This is a genomic window from Bradyrhizobium pachyrhizi, assembly GCF_029714545.1.
GTDB classification, from domain to species: Bacteria; Pseudomonadota; Alphaproteobacteria; order Rhizobiales; family Xanthobacteraceae; genus Bradyrhizobium; species Bradyrhizobium pachyrhizi.
Window position 1 is genome coordinate 3,082,122 of sequence record NZ_CP121667.1, and the last position, 16,210, is coordinate 3,098,331.

Annotated in this window: 13 protein-coding genes; 8 read left to right on the plus strand and 5 right to left on the minus strand. The window is 66.3% G+C overall.

Going from position 1 to position 16,210, the window contains the following annotated elements; translation table 11 throughout:
• Positions 1–106 precede the first annotated feature (106 nt).
• From QA639_RS14220 to QA639_RS14240, 5 genes are all read right to left on the minus strand, one after another.
• Positions 107–886 carry an alpha/beta fold hydrolase gene (locus QA639_RS14220; RefSeq protein ID WP_283090093.1) on the minus strand — a complete coding sequence of 260 codons (780 nt, stop codon included), beginning with the start codon at positions 884–886 and terminating at the stop codon, positions 107–109.
• Positions 887–890: 4 nt separating this feature from the next.
• Positions 891–2,186, minus strand: coding sequence for an O-acetylhomoserine aminocarboxypropyltransferase (locus QA639_RS14225; protein WP_283090094.1), 1,296 nt, complete (start codon positions 2,184–2,186; stop codon positions 891–893).
• 45 nt (positions 2,187–2,231) lie between these two features.
• Positions 2,232–3,536: a nicotinate phosphoribosyltransferase gene (pncB, locus tag QA639_RS14230; protein WP_028334374.1), complete on the minus strand. Its 1,305-nt coding sequence runs from the start codon at positions 3,534–3,536 to the stop codon at positions 2,232–2,234.
• Between the two features lie 61 nt (positions 3,537–3,597).
• Positions 3,598–7,140, minus strand: a complete 3,543-nt coding sequence (locus QA639_RS14235) for a molybdopterin cofactor-binding domain-containing protein (protein ID WP_283090095.1) — start codon at positions 7,138–7,140, stop codon at positions 3,598–3,600.
• Entirely contained in the window at positions 7,140–7,607 is a 468-nt protein-coding gene (locus tag QA639_RS14240; RefSeq protein ID WP_050385146.1) for a (2Fe-2S)-binding protein, read from the minus strand. Before QA639_RS14240 ends, QA639_RS14235 begins: the two co-directional genes overlap by 1 nt.
• Before the next feature lie 276 nt (positions 7,608–7,883).
• Between QA639_RS14240 and QA639_RS14245 the strand changes: the two genes are divergently transcribed.
• The 8 genes from QA639_RS14245 (at position 7,884) to QA639_RS14280 (ending at position 16,185) form a co-directional block, all read left to right on the plus strand.
• Positions 7,884–9,332: a 6-hydroxynicotinate reductase gene (locus QA639_RS14245; RefSeq protein ID WP_283090096.1), complete on the plus strand. Its 1,449-nt coding sequence runs from the start codon at positions 7,884–7,886 to the stop codon at positions 9,330–9,332.
• The gene (locus tag QA639_RS14250; protein WP_283090097.1) at positions 9,329–10,339 is read left to right on the plus strand and encodes a UPF0280 family protein; all 1,011 of its coding nucleotides are present in this window, start codon (positions 9,329–9,331) and stop codon (positions 10,337–10,339) included. The genes QA639_RS14245 and QA639_RS14250 overlap by 4 nt, the downstream gene beginning before the upstream one ends.
• A gap of 16 nt (positions 10,340–10,355) precedes the next feature.
• On the plus strand, positions 10,356–10,940 hold the full coding sequence (locus QA639_RS14255) for an amino acid synthesis family protein (RefSeq protein WP_283090098.1): 585 nt from the start codon (positions 10,356–10,358) through the stop codon (positions 10,938–10,940).
• 28 nt (positions 10,941–10,968) lie between these two features.
• Positions 10,969–12,183 carry an ABC transporter substrate-binding protein gene (locus tag QA639_RS14260; RefSeq protein WP_028334370.1) on the plus strand — a complete coding sequence of 405 codons (1,215 nt, stop codon included), beginning with the start codon at positions 10,969–10,971 and terminating at the stop codon, positions 12,181–12,183.
• A 153-nt stretch (positions 12,184–12,336) separates the two neighbouring features.
• Positions 12,337–14,226 carry an ABC transporter permease gene (locus QA639_RS14265; protein ID WP_157347561.1) on the plus strand — a complete coding sequence of 630 codons (1,890 nt, stop codon included), beginning with the start codon at positions 12,337–12,339 and terminating at the stop codon, positions 14,224–14,226.
• On the plus strand, positions 14,223–15,014 hold the full coding sequence (locus QA639_RS14270; RefSeq protein WP_016842451.1) for an ABC transporter ATP-binding protein: 792 nt from the start codon (positions 14,223–14,225) through the stop codon (positions 15,012–15,014). Before QA639_RS14265 ends, QA639_RS14270 begins: the two co-directional genes overlap by 4 nt.
• The gene (locus QA639_RS14275) at positions 15,011–15,715 is read left to right on the plus strand and encodes an ABC transporter ATP-binding protein (RefSeq protein WP_283090099.1); all 705 of its coding nucleotides are present in this window, start codon (positions 15,011–15,013) and stop codon (positions 15,713–15,715) included. The genes QA639_RS14270 and QA639_RS14275 overlap by 4 nt, the downstream gene beginning before the upstream one ends.
• Before the next feature lie 14 nt (positions 15,716–15,729).
• Positions 15,730–16,185, plus strand: a complete 456-nt coding sequence (locus QA639_RS14280; protein ID WP_028334366.1) for a MarR family winged helix-turn-helix transcriptional regulator — start codon at positions 15,730–15,732, stop codon at positions 16,183–16,185.
• The last annotated feature ends 25 nt before the right edge of the window (positions 16,186–16,210 follow it).

Sequence of the window (16,210 nt, forward strand, 5' to 3'; positions counted from 1 at the left end):
AGGCTCCGCGGCGTCTCGAAGGATGAGGCCCCGACTGTGGCCTCATCCTTCGAGACGCGCGTTCCGCGCTCCTCAGGATGAGGGGTGAGCGTTGAGCGCGAGGATATTACCGCAACGCCGCCAGCAGTTCGTCGGGCTGCTCGACCATCATCATGTGGCCGGCACCCGGCAGCACGACGGTGCGGGCGTTCGGCGTCGCGGCAGCGAGTGTCTTGCCGGCCTTGGCCGGCGTCATCATGTCGCGTTCGCCGAGGACGAAGGTCGCGGGCACCTTGACCGCGGCAGCAGCCGTGAGTGCGTTCTGGTAGGCGTTGCAGGCGTTGAGGTCGTTGTACAGCACGCCCGGCTTCGCCTCCTGCAGTACCCGCTGCGCGCCCTGATGCATCCACAGGCCCGGCGCGAGGCTGCCGCCGAGCTCGGCCTTGAAGCCGAGGCCCCAGATCGAGACCATGTCGATCGCGGCGACGTCATTGGCCTCGGCGGCCTTCAGGAGATCGGGGCCGACCGTCATGGTCGCGGCGGTACCGATCAGCGCGAGGCCGGAGACCTTGTCGGGATGCCGCGCCGAGGTCTCGATCGCGATCAGCGATCCCATCGAATGGCCGATCAGCCGCGCCTTCGATGCGCCGGCGGCCGTGATCAACGCGGCGATCCAGTCAGCCATCTCCGCGATGGTCGGCAGCGGCTTGCCGGCGGAGCGGCCATGGCCCGGCAGGTCCGGCGCCAGCACGGAAAAGCCGTGATGGGCGAACCAGCGACTGTGCAGCGCCCAGGTCGAGGAATCGAAGCCGGCGCCGTGGATCATCACCACCGCCGGCAGCGACGGATCGAACGGTTTGCCGCCGGTCGCGATGAAGGTGTCTGATCCGTTCACGGAAAGCTGCATGGCCCTAAGTCCTTTGCGAGGCGCGTAGCGCCTGGCCGAGATCGTCGATGATGTCCTGCGCGGTTTCGATGCCGACCGACAGCCGCACCAGCTCCTCGCCGATGCCGGCGGCCTTGAGCTGCTCGGCGTCCATCTGCTGATGCGTGGTGCTGGCGGGATGGATCACCAGCGTCTTGGCGTCGCCGACATTGGCGAGATGGCTGATCAGCTTCAGGGACTCGATGAACTTCTTGCCGGCGGCGCGGCCGCCCTTGATGCCGAAGCTGACGATCGAGCCGGCGCCGCGCGGCAGCAGTTTCTTGGCCAGCGCGTAGTCCGGATGCGTCTCAAGCGACGGATGCAGCACCCAGTCGACCGCCTTGTTCGCGGCGAGGGCGTCCAGCACCGCATGGGTGTTGCTGACGTGACGGTCCATGCGGACGCCGAGCGTCTCGATGCCCTGCAGCAGCTGGAACGCATTGGTCGGCGACAGGCAGGCGCCGAAATCGCGCAGGCCCTCGGTGCGGGCGCGCATGATGAAGGCGGCCTTGCCGAACTGCTCGTCGAAGACGATGCCGTGATAACCGGCATAGGGCTCGGTGAGCTGCGGGAATTTGCCGGAGGCGCGCCAGTCGAACCGCCCGCCGTCGACGATGACGCCGCCGATCGCGATGCCGTGGCCGCCCATCCACTTGGTCGCCGAGTTCATCGCGATGTCGGCGCCGAGCTCGATCGGCTGGCTGAGATAGGGCGTCGCGAAGGTGTTGTCGATCAAGAGCGGAATCTTCGCATCATGCGCGATTCTAGCCACTGCGGGGATATCGAGCACCTCGAGGCCGGGATTGCCGATGGTCTCGCCGATCACGAGGCGGGTGTTCGGCTTGATCGCGGCACGGAATTCGTCGAGCGCACGCGGCTTCACGAACGTCGTGGTGATGCCGAACCGCGGCAGCGTGTGCGCCAGCAAATTGATGGTGCCGCCATAGAGCGAGGCGGAGGCGACGATGTGGTCGCCGGCATTGAGCAGCGTCGCGATCGCAAGATGCATCGCGGCCATGCCGCTGGCGGTGCAGATCGCGCCGACGCCGCATTCGAGCGCGGCGATCCGCTCCTCCAGCACTGATGTCGTCGGGTTCGAGATGCTGGTGTAGATGTGGCCGGGGCGCTCCAGATTGAACAGCGCCGCGGCATGATCGGCGTCCTGGAAGACGTAGGACGTGGTCTGATAGATCGGAACCGCGCGCGCGCCGGTCGCGGGATCGGGGCGCTGGCCGGCGTGCAGGCTCAGGGTTTCGAAGGCAGGCGGCTTGGGTGCGGGCATGCGAAACTCTTGGGGTCAGTCGATTGGAGTGATATCTGTGCCGGTTTAGACGTGAACTGCGGTGCGAACACGGCCGACATTGCCGAACACGCGCAAATAGCGCTCGACCTCGGACGGGATGCCGGTCGCCTTCTCCGGATTGTCGGAGAGTTTCACGGCCGGGCGTCCGTCGACCGACGTCACCTTGCAGACGATCGAGATCGGGTCGAGTTCGGCGGTGCCGTCGGGCGCGCAGCCGACGAAATCGTTGGTGAGGTTGGTGCCCCAGCCGAAGCTGACGCGCACGCGTCCCTTGAAATGGTGGAACGTCTCCTCGATCGAGCCGACATCCATCGCGTCGGAGAACACCAGCAGCTTCTCCTTGGGATCGCGGCCCTTCTGCTTCCACCATTTGATGATCTCTTCGCCGGCCGTGATCGGCGGCGCGCTGTCGGGCCGAAAGCCGGTCCAGTCGGCGACCCAGTCCGGCGCATCGCGCAGGAACGGCTTGGTGCCGAAGGCGTCGGGCAGCGCGATCAGCAGGTTGCCGCCATAGGTGTGGCGCCATTGGTCGAGGATCCGATACGGCGCCCAGCGCAGCGCCTCGTCGTCATTGGCGAGCGCGGCGGCGACCATCGGCAGTTCATGCGCGTTGGTGCCGATCGCCTCGAGGTCGTTGTCCATCGCGAGCAGCACGTTCGACGTTCCCGTGAAGGAGGGGCCGAGACCTTCCTTCACCGCCTCGACGCACCAGCGCTGCCAGAGGAAGCCATGGCGGCGGCGTGTGCCGAAATCGGACAACCGCAAGCCGTCCAGCTTGCGCAGCCGCTCGACCTTGGCCCACAGCTTGGCCTTGGCGCGCGCATAGAGCACGTCGAGCGCGAAGCGGCCGTAGGTCTTGGTCGCCGCGCGCGAGCGCAGCTCGTTGAGGATCGCGAGCGCCGGGATCTCCCACATCGTGGTGTGGGTCCACGGCCCGTGGAAATGCAGCTCGTACTGGCCGTCTACCTTGTGCAGCTCGTATTCGGGCAGCCGGAAGGTCGAGAGCCAGTTGATGAAGTCGGGCGAGAACATCTGGGTCTTGCCGTAGAACGTGTTACCGGCGAGCCAAATCAGCTCCTTCTTGGTGAAGCGGATGGTGCGGGCGTGGTCGAGCTGGGCACGCAGCTCGGCCTCGTCGATGACCTCGGCGAGCCGGATATGGGTCGAGCGGTTGATCACCGAAAAGGTCGTGCGGGTGTCCGGATAGCATTCCCGGATCATCTGCTGCATCAACAGCTTGTAGAAATCGGTGTCCAGCAGGCTGCGCACGATCGGGTCGAGCCGCCAGCCGTGGTTGTAGGTCCGGGTCGCGATATCTGTCACGGTCATGCGGGAACCTTAGCCTGCCGGGCGCCGCCCGCCCAGTGGGTATCGGGCGGAACATGGCAGGTCAGCGCGCTATGGTCTGCCGTATACGGCCGACGGTGGCGGTGACATCGGCCCAGGCCGGCTTATCAGGCGCAAATTGCCGCCGGAGGAAGGTGACGAGCTCGGCGACCTGGCCGTCGCTCATGCTGTCCTTGAAGGCCGGCATGTAACCCAGATCGGTCACGGCCGGCTTGGCGATGCCGTGCAGGATCACCTGGATCAGGTTATCAGGCGCGTCGCTGTGCAGATTGCTGTTCAGCGCCAGCGACGGCCGGCTGCCGAACAGCGGCGGGCCGCCGACCTCATGGCAGACCGCGCAGGCGCCTTGATAAATCCGCGCCCCCGCCGAGGCCGCGGTGGTGACGACGGTGCCGGCTTCGAGCTTCGCGGCAATGCCATCGTGGGCCGGCCGATCGGTGGTCTCGTTGAACGAGGCGAGGTAGACCGCCATCGCGCGGATGTCCTGGTCGGGCAGCGCGGCGAGCTCCTGCACGACCGGCGCCATCGGGCCCGCGGCGACGCCGTGCAGGCGCGACTCGCCGGTGCGCAAATAGGCGTAGAGCTCGTCCTCGCTCCAGGGGATCGGCGCCTTCGACAGCGACGTCAGCGCCGGCGCCTCCCAGCCTTCCGCGAAGCCGCCGGCGAGATAGGCGCTTTGCCGCTCGGCGCCGAGCGCATTGCGCGGCGAGTGGCAGGCGCTGCAATGGCCGAGCCCTTCGATCAGATAGGCGCCGCGATTCCAGATCGCTGACTTCGATGGATCGGGCTGGAATGCCTGCCTCTGATGGAACAGCGCATTCCAGCCGGCGAGCAGCGGCCGCAAATTGAACGGGAAGGCAAGCGTATTCGCCGGCGTCGCGGCGCGCACCGGCGGTTGCGCCATCAGATAGGCATAGAGCGCCTGCAGGTCGGCATCACTGGTCCTGGCGAAATGCGTGTACGGAAACGCCGGATAGAGGTGGTGTCCGTCGCGATGGATGCCCTCGCGCATCGCGCGCTCGAACGCGGGATAGGACCAGGCGCCGATGCCGGTGTCGACATCGGGCGTGATGTTGGTGGTGAAGATGGTGCCGAACGGCGTCTCCAGCGGCCGACCGCCGGCATTCAGGACACCGTGCTCCGAGGTGTGGCAGACGGCGCAGGCACCGAGCGCTGCAAGCTCCTTGCCACGGGCGATCGTCGCAGCGGAATAGACCGAGGCGTCGGGCCGGGCGATCGGCGCGATCGCGCGCCACGGCAGCACGGCCGCGCCGATGCCGATCGCGGCTGCACACATCGCTGCAATGCCGCCAAGGATCCCGCCACGCTTTGCAAAGGGATTCTGCCATCTGTTGCGGTCGGCCGTCTGCGCAGGCGGCGGGAGCGCGGCGGGCGCGACCGGTTGCTCGCCGCGCAATCCCTTCAAAATGCGCTCTGGCGTGAACGGCAATTCGCGGAAGCGCACGCCGGTCGCGTCATAGATCGCGTTGGCAATCGCAGCGGCGCTCGGCACCGAGGCGGACTCGCCGACCCCGAGCGGTGGTTGATCCTGCCGCGGCAGCATCAACACATCGATCTTCGGCAGCTCAGGAAACTTGATGATGGGATAGGCGCCCCATTCCCGCGCCGTCACCGCGCCGCGCTCGAAGGACACCTCCTCCATCAGCGCGCGGCTGGTCGACTGGATCACGTTGCCTTCGATCTGGTGCCGTACGCCCTCCGGATTGATCATCAATCCGGAATCCTGGCCGGCGACGACGCGGGTCACGCTGACATCGCCGGTCGCCTTGTTGACGGCGACATCGGCGATCCACGCCGACCATGCCGCGCCGTAACCGGGAAACTTGCTGTGCACGTAGAGCGCATAGGCAAAGCCGCGGCCGCGCACGATATCGCCGTCCGCCTCGGGCTCTTTCCACACCGGGCGCGGCGTCCAGCCGGCGCGCTCGGCAACGGCATTGACGAGATCGATCGCGCGCTTGTCCTTCAGATAGCGCAGCCGGTACTCGATCGGATCGACCTCGGCCTCCGCCGCAAGCTCGTCGATGTAGGATTCATGCGCAAAGGTGTTCGGCAGCGCCGAGACGCCGCGAAACCATGACGCGCGCACGATCGGCGGCATGTCGTTGGCGACCACGCGCATGTTCTCGTAATCGTAGGGCGGGATCGCGGTGCGGTCGCCCATCTCGAACACGGCCGCTTCAGGCGCGATCCGCCCGGTGAGCAGCAGCGCCAGTGTCGGCGCGCCGTTCGAGGGATAGCGCGTGGCAAAATCATAACCGGCGACGCTGCCGTCGGCGTTGAGCCCGCCATTGACATCCATCAGCTGCGCGGTGCCTTTCGGCTCCCAGGCATGTTCCTGCTCGCGGGTGAGCTGGACGCGCACCGGACGGCCGACCGCGCGCGACAGCAGCAGCGCATCGGCGGAGACATCGTCGGCGCAGTTGCGGCCGTAGCAGCCAGCCGCCTCCATCCGGATCACGTCGATCTCGGATTCCGGCCGCTGGATCAGCAGCGCGAGGTCGCCGCGCAGGATGTGCGGGTTTTGGGTGCCGGACCAGACCCGGATCGCGCCCTCGCTGTAATCGGCAACGGCGCAGGACGGGCCGATCGAGCCGTGCATCTGGTAGGGCCAGAGATAAGTCCGCTGCATCGGCTTGGCGGCCGCCTTGATCGCGGCGTCGACGTCGCCCTTGTCGATCAGCTGGCGCGGCGTCAAGGGGTTGGCGCGCAGCGCCTTCTCCACGTCGGCAAGATCGGTCAGCGCCGGTCCCGGCTTCCAGTTCACGGTGAGCTGCGCGGCCGCCTTGATCGCATTCTCCTCGCGCTCGGCGACGACGCCGACGAAATCGCCGATCCGCACCACGGCGACGAGGCCGGGGATATCGCGCACTGACGCTTCATCGACCGCGATCAGGCTGGTGCCGACGAACGGACCGGCATCGACGCCGGCGTAAGGCGGGCGGACCACGCGGCCGTGCAGCATGCCGGGCACGCGCACATCATGGACATAGACGAGCTCGCCGGTGGCCTTCGCCGGCACGTCGACGCGCGGCACCGACTTGCCGACGACCGAATAGGCGCTCACGGCCTTGACCGGAACCTCATCGGCAAGATCGAGCCGGATGGTCTCGTCCGCGATCAGCTCGCCATAGGTGATGCTGCGGTTGTCGTGGCCGCGGATCAGGCCGTCCTCGATCGTGAGATTACTCGCCGGCAGCTCAAGCCGCTCGGCCGCGCGCGTGAGCAAAAAATGCCGCGCTTGCGCGGCGGCCTTGCGCAGGGGAACGGCGGTGATCTGGATGGTCTCGCTCGCGATCGTCGCGCCCTGGTTCGGCACCACCGCGGTGTCGCCGAGGATCACGACAACGCGGGCAAAGGAGACGTCGAGCTCTTCGGCAACGATCTGTCCGAGCGCGGTGCGGATGCCGGTGCCGAGGTCGACATGGCCGTTATAGGCATTCACCGTGCCGTCGGCCGTGATGGTGATGAAGGTCTCGAACGCGCCTTCCGCGCCCAGCACCGTAGGGCGAACGACCGACAGCGAGCCGCGCCGGCGTTGCTCGGGAGCCCGTGCGTCGACCATCAATCGCGCGCCTCGAGCGCGTGACCGGCCGCGCGCATCGCCGCGCGTACGATCTCGATATGCGCGCCGCAGCGGCAGAGATTGTAGCGCAGCGCTTCCAGCACCTCATGCTCGGACGGAGTTGGATTGCGCGCCAGCAAGGCCTTGGTGGTGATGATCATGCCGTTGAGGCAATAGCCGCACTGCGCGGCCTGTTCGCGGATGAAGGCATCCTGCACGGGATCGGGATGCTCGCGGCTGCCGAGGCCTTCGAGCGTGACGATGCTGCGCCCCGCGCAGCCTTCGATCGGAATCACGCAGGCGCGCGCGGCGACGCCGTCGATCAGCACCGCGCAAGCGCCGCACTCGCCGAGCCCGCAGCCATATTTCGGTCCGTTCAATTCGAGGTCGTTGCGCAGCACGTAAAGCAATGCGGTGTCGGGAGCGGCGTCGACATCATGATTCCTGCCGTTCACGGTCAGGCGCATTGCCCCGGTTCTCCCCTGATGTTTTGCGCTGCAAAGTCAGCGTCAGATCGCCGACGAGGATAACGTTTGTATACAAACGTGCAAGCGGCGGCATGCCGCGCTGCAGCGCGTGCCCGCTTTATGAACAGGGTGCGCAAGCGAAGGGCAGGGTTTGATCGCAAAGGCCGCTTGACAGCTCCCGGGCTCGCGCGCAGGATCATTCGTATACGAACGATATGCATGGGAGGCGGAAGGGCAGTATGATCGACCGCCGCTACAAGTCCAGGCTTGGTCACGATGGCTGACACAATGACCGTCGCCGCCGGCGACAAGATCCGCTGCGATGCCTGTCCGGTGATGTGCTACATCAAGCCGGGCGCGGCCGGCGCCTGCGACCGCTATGCCAATCATGACGGCACGCTGGTGCGCGTCGATCCGCATGTCGTGCTGGAGCGCACCGTGTCGCACGGCGGCAAGCTGGTTCCGTTCCAGGTGAGCGGCGACTGGGACGGCAAGATCGTCCGCCAGCCCGAACTGTTCGTCACCGCGATCGGCGCCGGAACCACCTATCCGGACTACAAGCCCGCGCCCTTCATCGTGTCGTCGGAAGTCGACGGCGTCGACATGGTCACCGTAGTGACCGAAGGCATTTTCTCGTATTGCGGCGTCAAGGTGAAGATCGACACCGACCGCTATCTCGGCCCGGAAACCGCGATCGTGCGCGCGGACGGCGAGGCGGTCGGCCATGTCACGACCAGCGAATATGGCTCGCAGATGCTCTCGCTCGGCGGGGTGCATCATCTGACCGGCGGCTCCAAGAAGGAGGGCCGCGTCACCTGCGACACGCTGATGGATCTCTCCAACTGCAAGGCGGTAGAGCTGACGATCGACGGCGGCGCCACCGTCGTGGTGCAGGCCGGCAGGCCGCCGATCGTCAATGGTGTGGCAGAAGAGCGCATGCGGGTCGGCTGCGGCTCGGCGACGATCGGCATGTTCGCCAAGCAATGGCACGGCAAGGTCGACGAGGTCGTGGTGGTCGACGACCACATCACCGGCGTGCTCAGCGAGCACCAGGCCGGCAAGCTGCTCGACATCGCCGACACCGGCATCAAGATGAAGGGCCGCCGCTCGACGCCGGGCCGCTATTTCCAGGTCGCCGATCCCGGCACCGGATGGGGCGGCACCAACATCTCCGATCCGCTGTCGATCCTCGGCCCCTTCAATGCGAAGGAGGCGCGGCCCGGGCTCACCATGCTGATGGTCTCGACCACCGGCGAGCATGCTTCTTATTATGTGCTCGACGAGGCGCTGAAGCCGGTCGAGACCGATATGCCGGCGGACCTCAGATTTTCGGTCGAGCGCATTCAGGAGAATTGCGAGCCGGCGCTGTGCACCGTGCTGTTCATGGGCGGCGCGGGCGGATCGCTGCGCGCCGGCGTCACCGATAATCCGGTGCGGCTGACGCGCTCGGTGAAGGACGCGCTGACGCGGGTGACCAGCGGCGGCGCGCCGGTCTATGTCTGGCCCGGCGGCGGCATCACCTTCATGGTCGATGTCACGCAGATGCCGGCCGGTGCCTTCGGCTATGTGCCGACCCCGGCGCTGGTGGCGCCGATCGAGTTCACGATGAAGCTGTCGGACTACGCGGCGCTCGGCGGCCACATGGACTATGTCCGGCCGCTGTCGTCGCTGCGCGACAGTGCCGAAGTCCGGCCGATGCCGTATCTCCCCGGGCGGCGCGCATGACCAGAGCGTTTTCCAGCGAAGTGGATACCGGTTCGCGCAAAGAAAACGCGTCAAAACAAGAATCTGGAGCCCCGCTCCGATTCCATCGGAACGGAAGAGGCTCCAGGCTCCCGCAAATCGCGCTTCTTCCTGACGGCAAGCGGCTGCATTTGCAGGACGGTCCGATTGATCTGGTTATCGAGGCCAAGGGCGGCGATGCTGACATTCGTACCGCCTATCAGGCTGCGGCGGCGCGCTTCACCGGCTTGCTCGACGAACTCTGCGCGGAACTGGCCGAACTGCGCAGCGCAGCCGCTCCGGGCGGGTGCACGCTGAAAGGTGTGGTCGCACAGCGCATGCATGCGGCGGTGGCGCCGTTTGCCGCCGATTGCTTCATCACGCCGATGGCAGCGGTTGCGGGCTCGGTCGCCGAGGAAATTTTGGGCGCGATGCTTGAGGCCGCGCCGCTCGACCGCGCCTATGTCAACAATGGCGGCGATATCGCCCTGCATCTCGGCGACGGCGAACAATTCACGGTCGGCCTGATGGACCGGCCGGACCGCCATGGCGTGATGCGCACCATGACGGTCGATGCCGACACGCCGGTCCGCGGCATCGCGACCAGCGGCCGCCACGGCCGCAGCTTTTCGCTCGGCATCGCCGATGCCGTCACCGTGCTGGCGCGGACGGCCTCGCAGGCCGATGCCGCGGCGACGGTGATCGCCAATGCGGTCGATCTGCCCAATCATCCCGCGATCCTGCGCGTTCAGGCGAGCGAGCTGCAGCCCGACAGCGATCTCGGCGCGCGGCTGGTGACCCGCGATGTCGGGCAGCTAGCGGAACACGAGATCGAGCAGGCGCTCGGCGCGGGGGCGGCGCGGGCGCGCGACCTCCTGATGTCGGGATTGATCGAGGGCGCGGCATTGCGTCTACTGGGCGAAACGCGGCTTGTCGGTGCAATTGGGAACGGAGCGCCGGCGTCGCACGCGCTACAGAGAAGAACGACAAAACACCTGCTGCGGGCATGACCGGGAGCAAGGCAAGATGAGCGCCGTTATTCGCAAGATCGTCACTGTGGTCGAGGAGACCCATCTGGAGATGGGCAAGACTATCGCACCGCCGACAAGGCGTGCCGCCGCGATCGCCGTGATCGAAAACCCCTTTGCCGGCCGCTATGTCGAGGACCTGTCGCCGCTGATCGCGATCGGCGAGGAACTCGGCGAACTGCTCTCGAAGCGGGCCGTCGCCGCGCTCGGCATCGACGGCACCAAGGCGCACAGCTACGGCAAGGCCGCCGCCGTCGGCGAGAATGGCGAGCTCGAGCATGCGGCGGCGATCCTGCATCCGAAGATGGGCGCGCCGGTGCGCAAGGTGTTGTCGAAGGGCGCGGCGCTGATCCCGTCGTCGAAGAAGCGCTCGGGGCCCGGCACCACGCTGGATATTCCGCTCGGGCACAAGGACGCGGCCTTCGTGCGCAGCCATTTCGACGGCATGGAGGTGCAGATCAACGACGCGCCGCGGGCCAACGAGATCATGGTCGCGGTCGCGGTAACCGACAGTGGCCGGCCGCTGCCGCGCGTCGGCGGGCTGACGGTCGGCGAGATCAAGGGCGAAGACGGATTGCGATAATCTCTTTGAAGAAAAACTGGAGGACGGGATGCGTGGTTATTTCGTAGGGGCGGGATTGGCGATCGCGGTCGCGACCATGGCAACGAGCGCCATGACGACGCAGGCCATGGCGCAGAGCGAAATCAAGATCGGCGAGATCAACTCTTATTCCTTGCTGCCGGCATTCACCGAGCCCTATCGCAAGGGCTGGCAACTGGCGGTGGAGGAGATCAATGCCGCCGGCGGTATTGGCGGCAAGAAGCTCGTTGTCGTTTCCAAGGACGACGGCGGCAAGCCGGCGGACGCACAGACCGCGGCCAACGAGCTGGTGTCGAGCGAGAACGTCGCGATGCTTACCGGCACGTTCCTCTCCAACATCGGCCTTGCCGTTTCCGACTTCGCCAACCAGAAGAAGGTGTTTTTCCTTGCGGCTGAGCCTTTGACCGACGCGATCACGTGGTCGAAAGGCAACCGCTACACGTTCCGCCTGCGTCCGTCGAACTACATGCAGGCGGCAATGCTGGTGGAAGAAGCCGCAAAACTGCCTGCAAAACGCTGGGCGACGATCGCGCCGAACTATGAATACGGCCAGTCGGCGGTCGCGGTGTTCAAGAAGCTGATGTCGGCGAAGCGGCCCGACATCCAGTGGGTCGACGAGCAGTGGCCGCCGCAGGGCAAGATCGACGCCGGCCCGGTGGTGCAGGCGGTTGCGGCGGCGAACCCGGAAGCGATCCTCAACGTCACCTTCGGCGCCGACCTCGTCAAGCTCGTGCGCGAAGGCAACACCCGCGGCCTGTTCAAGGGCCGCACCGTGGTGAGCTTCCTGACTGGCGAGCCGGAATACCTCGATCCGCTGAAGGACGAGACGCCGGAGGGCTGGATCGTCACCGGCTATCCCTGGTACGCGATCAAGACGCCGGAGCATGACGCGTTCCTGAAGGCCTATCAGGCCAAGTACAACGACTATCCGCGGCTCGGCTCGATCGTCGGCTATCAGACCATCAAGGCGGCGGCGGCGATCCTTGCCAAGGCAGGTTCGAGCGATCCGGAGAAGCTGATCGCGGCGGCCGAAGGCATCTCGATGCCGTCGCCGTTCGGCGAGATCACCTTCCGCAAGATCGATCACCAGTCGACGCTGGGCGCCTTCACCGGCAAGACCGCGCTGAAGGACGGCAAGGGCATCATGGTCGACACCGCCTATCGCAAGGGCTCGGACTATCTGCCCAGCGATGCCGAGATCGAGAAGCTGCGGCCGAAGGATTGAGGCTGCAAACATCGTGGGGGCCTCATGGTTCGAGACGCGCGGCGTCGCCGCGCTCCTCACCATGAGGGTCTCGCACCTCATCCTGAGGAGGCGCGGAGCGCCGTCTCGAAGGATGAGGCCCTTGACGCAAATTCACGCTAAAGCGAATTGCCCATGGCCTTTTACGTCGTCCAGTTCCTGACCGGTCTTGCCAGCGCGGCGTCGCTGTTCCTGGTCGCTTCGGGTCTGTCGATCATCTTCGGCGTGACGCGGATCGTGAATTTCGCGCATGGCGCGTTCTACATGCTCGGCGCCTATGTCGCCTTCACGCTGACCGAACGCTTTTCCGGCGCGCTCGGCTTCTGGGGCGGCATCGTCGTCGCAGCGCTGGCCGTGGCCGCCATCGGCGTGCTGGTCGAGATGGTGCTGCTGCGCCGGATCTATCATTCGCCGGAGCTGTTCCAGTTGCTCGCCACCTTCGGCCTGACGCTGATGGTCGAGGATCTCGTGGTTCTGATCTGGGGCCCGGACGATCTGGTCGGCCGCCGCGCGCCCGGCTTCAAGGGCGCGATCGATTTCTTCGGCCAGAATATTCCGAGCTATGATCTGTTCCTGATCGTGCTCGGGCCGGTCGTGCTCGGCGTCCTCTGGCTGTTGTTCCAGCGCACCCGTTGGGGCGTGCTGGTGCGTGCGGCGACGCAGGACCGCGACATGGTCGCGGCGCTCGGCGTCAATCAGAAATGGCTGTTCACCAGCGTGTTCGCGCTCGGCGTCTTCCTCGCCGCGCTCGGCGGCGCGCTGCAGATTCCGCGCGACGCGGTCAATCACGCGATGGATCTGCGCATCATCGTCGAGGTCTTCGTCGTGGTCGTGATCGGCGGCCTCGGCAGCATCATCGGCGCCTTCGTCGCGGCGGTGCTGGTGTCGGAGCTCAACGCCTTCGGCATCCTGATCTTCCCGAAGATCTCCATCATCCTGGTGTTCCTGGTGATGGCGGTGGTGCTGATCGTCCGTCCCTGGGGGCTGTTCGGCAAGCCGGAGGCGCCGGCACGGCGCACGCCGGGGCTGACCGTCAATCCGTGGCGGCCGCTGACGATGAACGAGCGGTTCGCCGCGATTGCCGTCCTCGTCCTCGCCGCCGCACTGCCGTTCGTCGCCGGCAATTATTTGCTCACGGTCGGCTCGGAGATCGCGATCTTCGTGATCTTCGCGGTCAGCCTGCACTTCCTGATGTCGGTCGGCGGGCTCGCCTCGTTCGGCCACGCGGCTTATTTCGGCCTCGGTGCCTATGGCGTGGCGCTGCTCGCCAAGATGGCCGGTTTGCCGATGATCGCCTGCCTGCTGCTCGGCCCGCTGCTCGGGCTACTCGGCGCGGCCGTGTTCGGCTTCTTCGCGGTGCAGCTCGCCGGCGTCTATTTCGCGATGCTGACCTTGGCTTTCGCGCAGATCGTCTGGTCGATCGCGTTCCAGTGGGTATCGGTCACCGGCGGCGACAACGGCATCCTCGGGGTCTGGCCGGAAAAATGGGCGGCGAGCCCGTCGCATTTCTACTGGCTGTCGCTCGGCATCGCCGCGCTTGCGGTGGTGATCCTCCGCATCATCGTGTTCTCACCCTTCGGCTTCGCGCTGCGCGCCACGCGCGATTCGCCGCTGCGCAGCGAAGCCATCGGCATCGACGGCAAGCGCATCCAGTGGACCGCCTTCGTGATCGCGGGCACGGTCGCCGGCCTTGCCGGCGCGCTATTCGCCTATCTCAAGGGCAGCGTGTTCCCCGACAATATGGGCATCTCGCTGTCGGTCGATGCGCTGGTCATGGTGCTGCTCGGCGGTGTCGAGACGGTGTCGGGCGCGGTGGTCGGCGCCATCGTCTACAAGGCGCTCAACATCTGGCTGGTCAGCCAGACCGATTGGTCAAAACTCGTGCTCGGCGCGTTCGTGGTGCTGATCGTGGTCGCGTTCCCCAAGGGCATCGTCGGCACGCTCGAAGCCTTGATGCATCGCCGGCGCAAATCCTCGTCGTCGGTATCGCCCTTGCTGACCTCCCGCATCGAGAGCGCCGAATGAGCATGGTTCCCACATTGCTGTCGGTCGAGGGGCTGACCAAATCCTATGGCGGCGTGCATGCCGTGCGCGGCGTCTCCTTCGAACTGCGCGCGGGCGAGATTTTGGCGCTGATCGGGCCGAACGGCGCGGGAAAAAGCACCTGCTTCGACATGCTCAACGGCCAGAACATTCCCGACAGCGGCCGCATCCGCGTGCTGGGCGCGGAGACCACCGGCAAGAAGCCGCGCGTGATCTGGCGCATGGGCGTCGGCCGCACCTTTCAGATCGCGGCGACGTTCCCAACCATGACGGTACGCGAGAACGTGCAGGTCGCGCTGGTCTCGCATGGCGGGCAGTTGTTCAATCTGTGGGCCTCGACCGCCCGCCACGCTCGAGACGAGGCCGGGCGGCTGCTCGATCTGGTCGGCATGGGCGCCTATGCGGAGCGGCCCTGCGGCGAGCTCGCCTATGGCGACGTCAAGCGGCTCGAGCTTGCGATCGCTCTCGCCAACCAGCCGAAGCTGCTCTTGATGGACGAACCGACCGCCGGCATGGCGCCGCGCGAGCGCGTCGAGCTGATGCGGCTGACGGCGCGGATCGCGCGCGAGCAATCGATCGGCGTGCTGTTCACCGAGCACGACATGGACGTGGTGTTCGAGCATGCCGACCGCATCCTGGTACTCAACCGCGGCAGCCTGATCGCCGAAGGCTCGCCCGAAGAAGTCCGCGGCAATGCCCAGGTGCGCGCGATCTATCTCGGCGAGGGTCTCGTCTATGACGCCCGGCACCGCGAGGGAGCATCGGCATGAAGCTGACGGTGAAGGATCTCAACAGCTTCTACGGCCCGGCGCATATCCTGTTCGACATCGCGCTCGAGGTCGGCGAGGGCGAAGTGGTCGCCTTGCTCGGGCGCAACGGCGCCGGCAAATCGACCACGTTCCGCTCCATCGTCGGCTTGGTCCAGAACCGCTCCGGCCGCGTGATGTTCGAGGGCCGGGACGTCTCTGATCTGCCGACGCATGCGATCGTGCGCGGCGGGCTCGGCTACGTCCCGGAGGAGCGGCGCATCTTCACGGATTTGACGGTCGAGGAGAATCTCGAGGTCGGCCGGCAGCCGAACCGGGCAGGCGCGCCGCAATGGGATCGCGAAAAACTGTTCAAGCTGTTTCCCAATCTCGGCGAGATGCGCGGCCGGCCCGGCGGGCGCATGAGCGGCGGCGAGCAGCAGATGCTGACGATCGCGCGCACGCTGATGGGCAATCCGTCGCTGGTGCTGCTCGATGAGCCCTCCGAAGGTCTGTCGCCGAAGATCGTCGAGCAGATGGTCGATGCGATCCTGGCGATGAAGAAAGAGGGCGTGAGCATCGTCGTCTCCGAGCAGAATCTGCATTTCGCACGATTGATCTCGGATCGCACCTATATCATCGAGCGCGGCCGGATCTGCTTCGGCGGCACCATGGCGGAGCTCGATGCGCGTCCGGATATCCGTGACGCGCATCTGTCGCTGTAAGGGCGGGGTGGACAATGGCGAGGAGTGCGGCACCGAAGCGAAACGGGAAGGCGACCAGGCCGGGATACGTGCTGGACGAGCAGATCGGCTTCATCCTGCGCCAGGTGTCGCAGCGCCACGCCGTGATCTTCGCCCGAGAGATCGGCATCAATCTGACGCCGACGCAGTGGGCGGCGCTGTCGAAGCTGTCGGAGGTCGGCGCCTGCTCGCAGAACCAGCTCGGACGGCTGACGTCGATGGACGTTGCGACCATCAAGGGCGTGATCGATCGCCTGACCGCGCGCGGCCTGACCGAGACCTCGCCCGATCCCGACGACGGCCGCCGCCTGCTGGTGAGCCTGACACGCGCCGGCCAGCAGATGGCCGACAAGGCCGCGCCCAATGCGCTGGTGATCTCCAGGGAGACGCTGGCGCCGCTCGACGCCAAGGAGCGCGAGACGCTGATCGCGCTGCTCGGCAAGTTGCGGTGAAGCAATCTATCAGCGTTACGCAGGC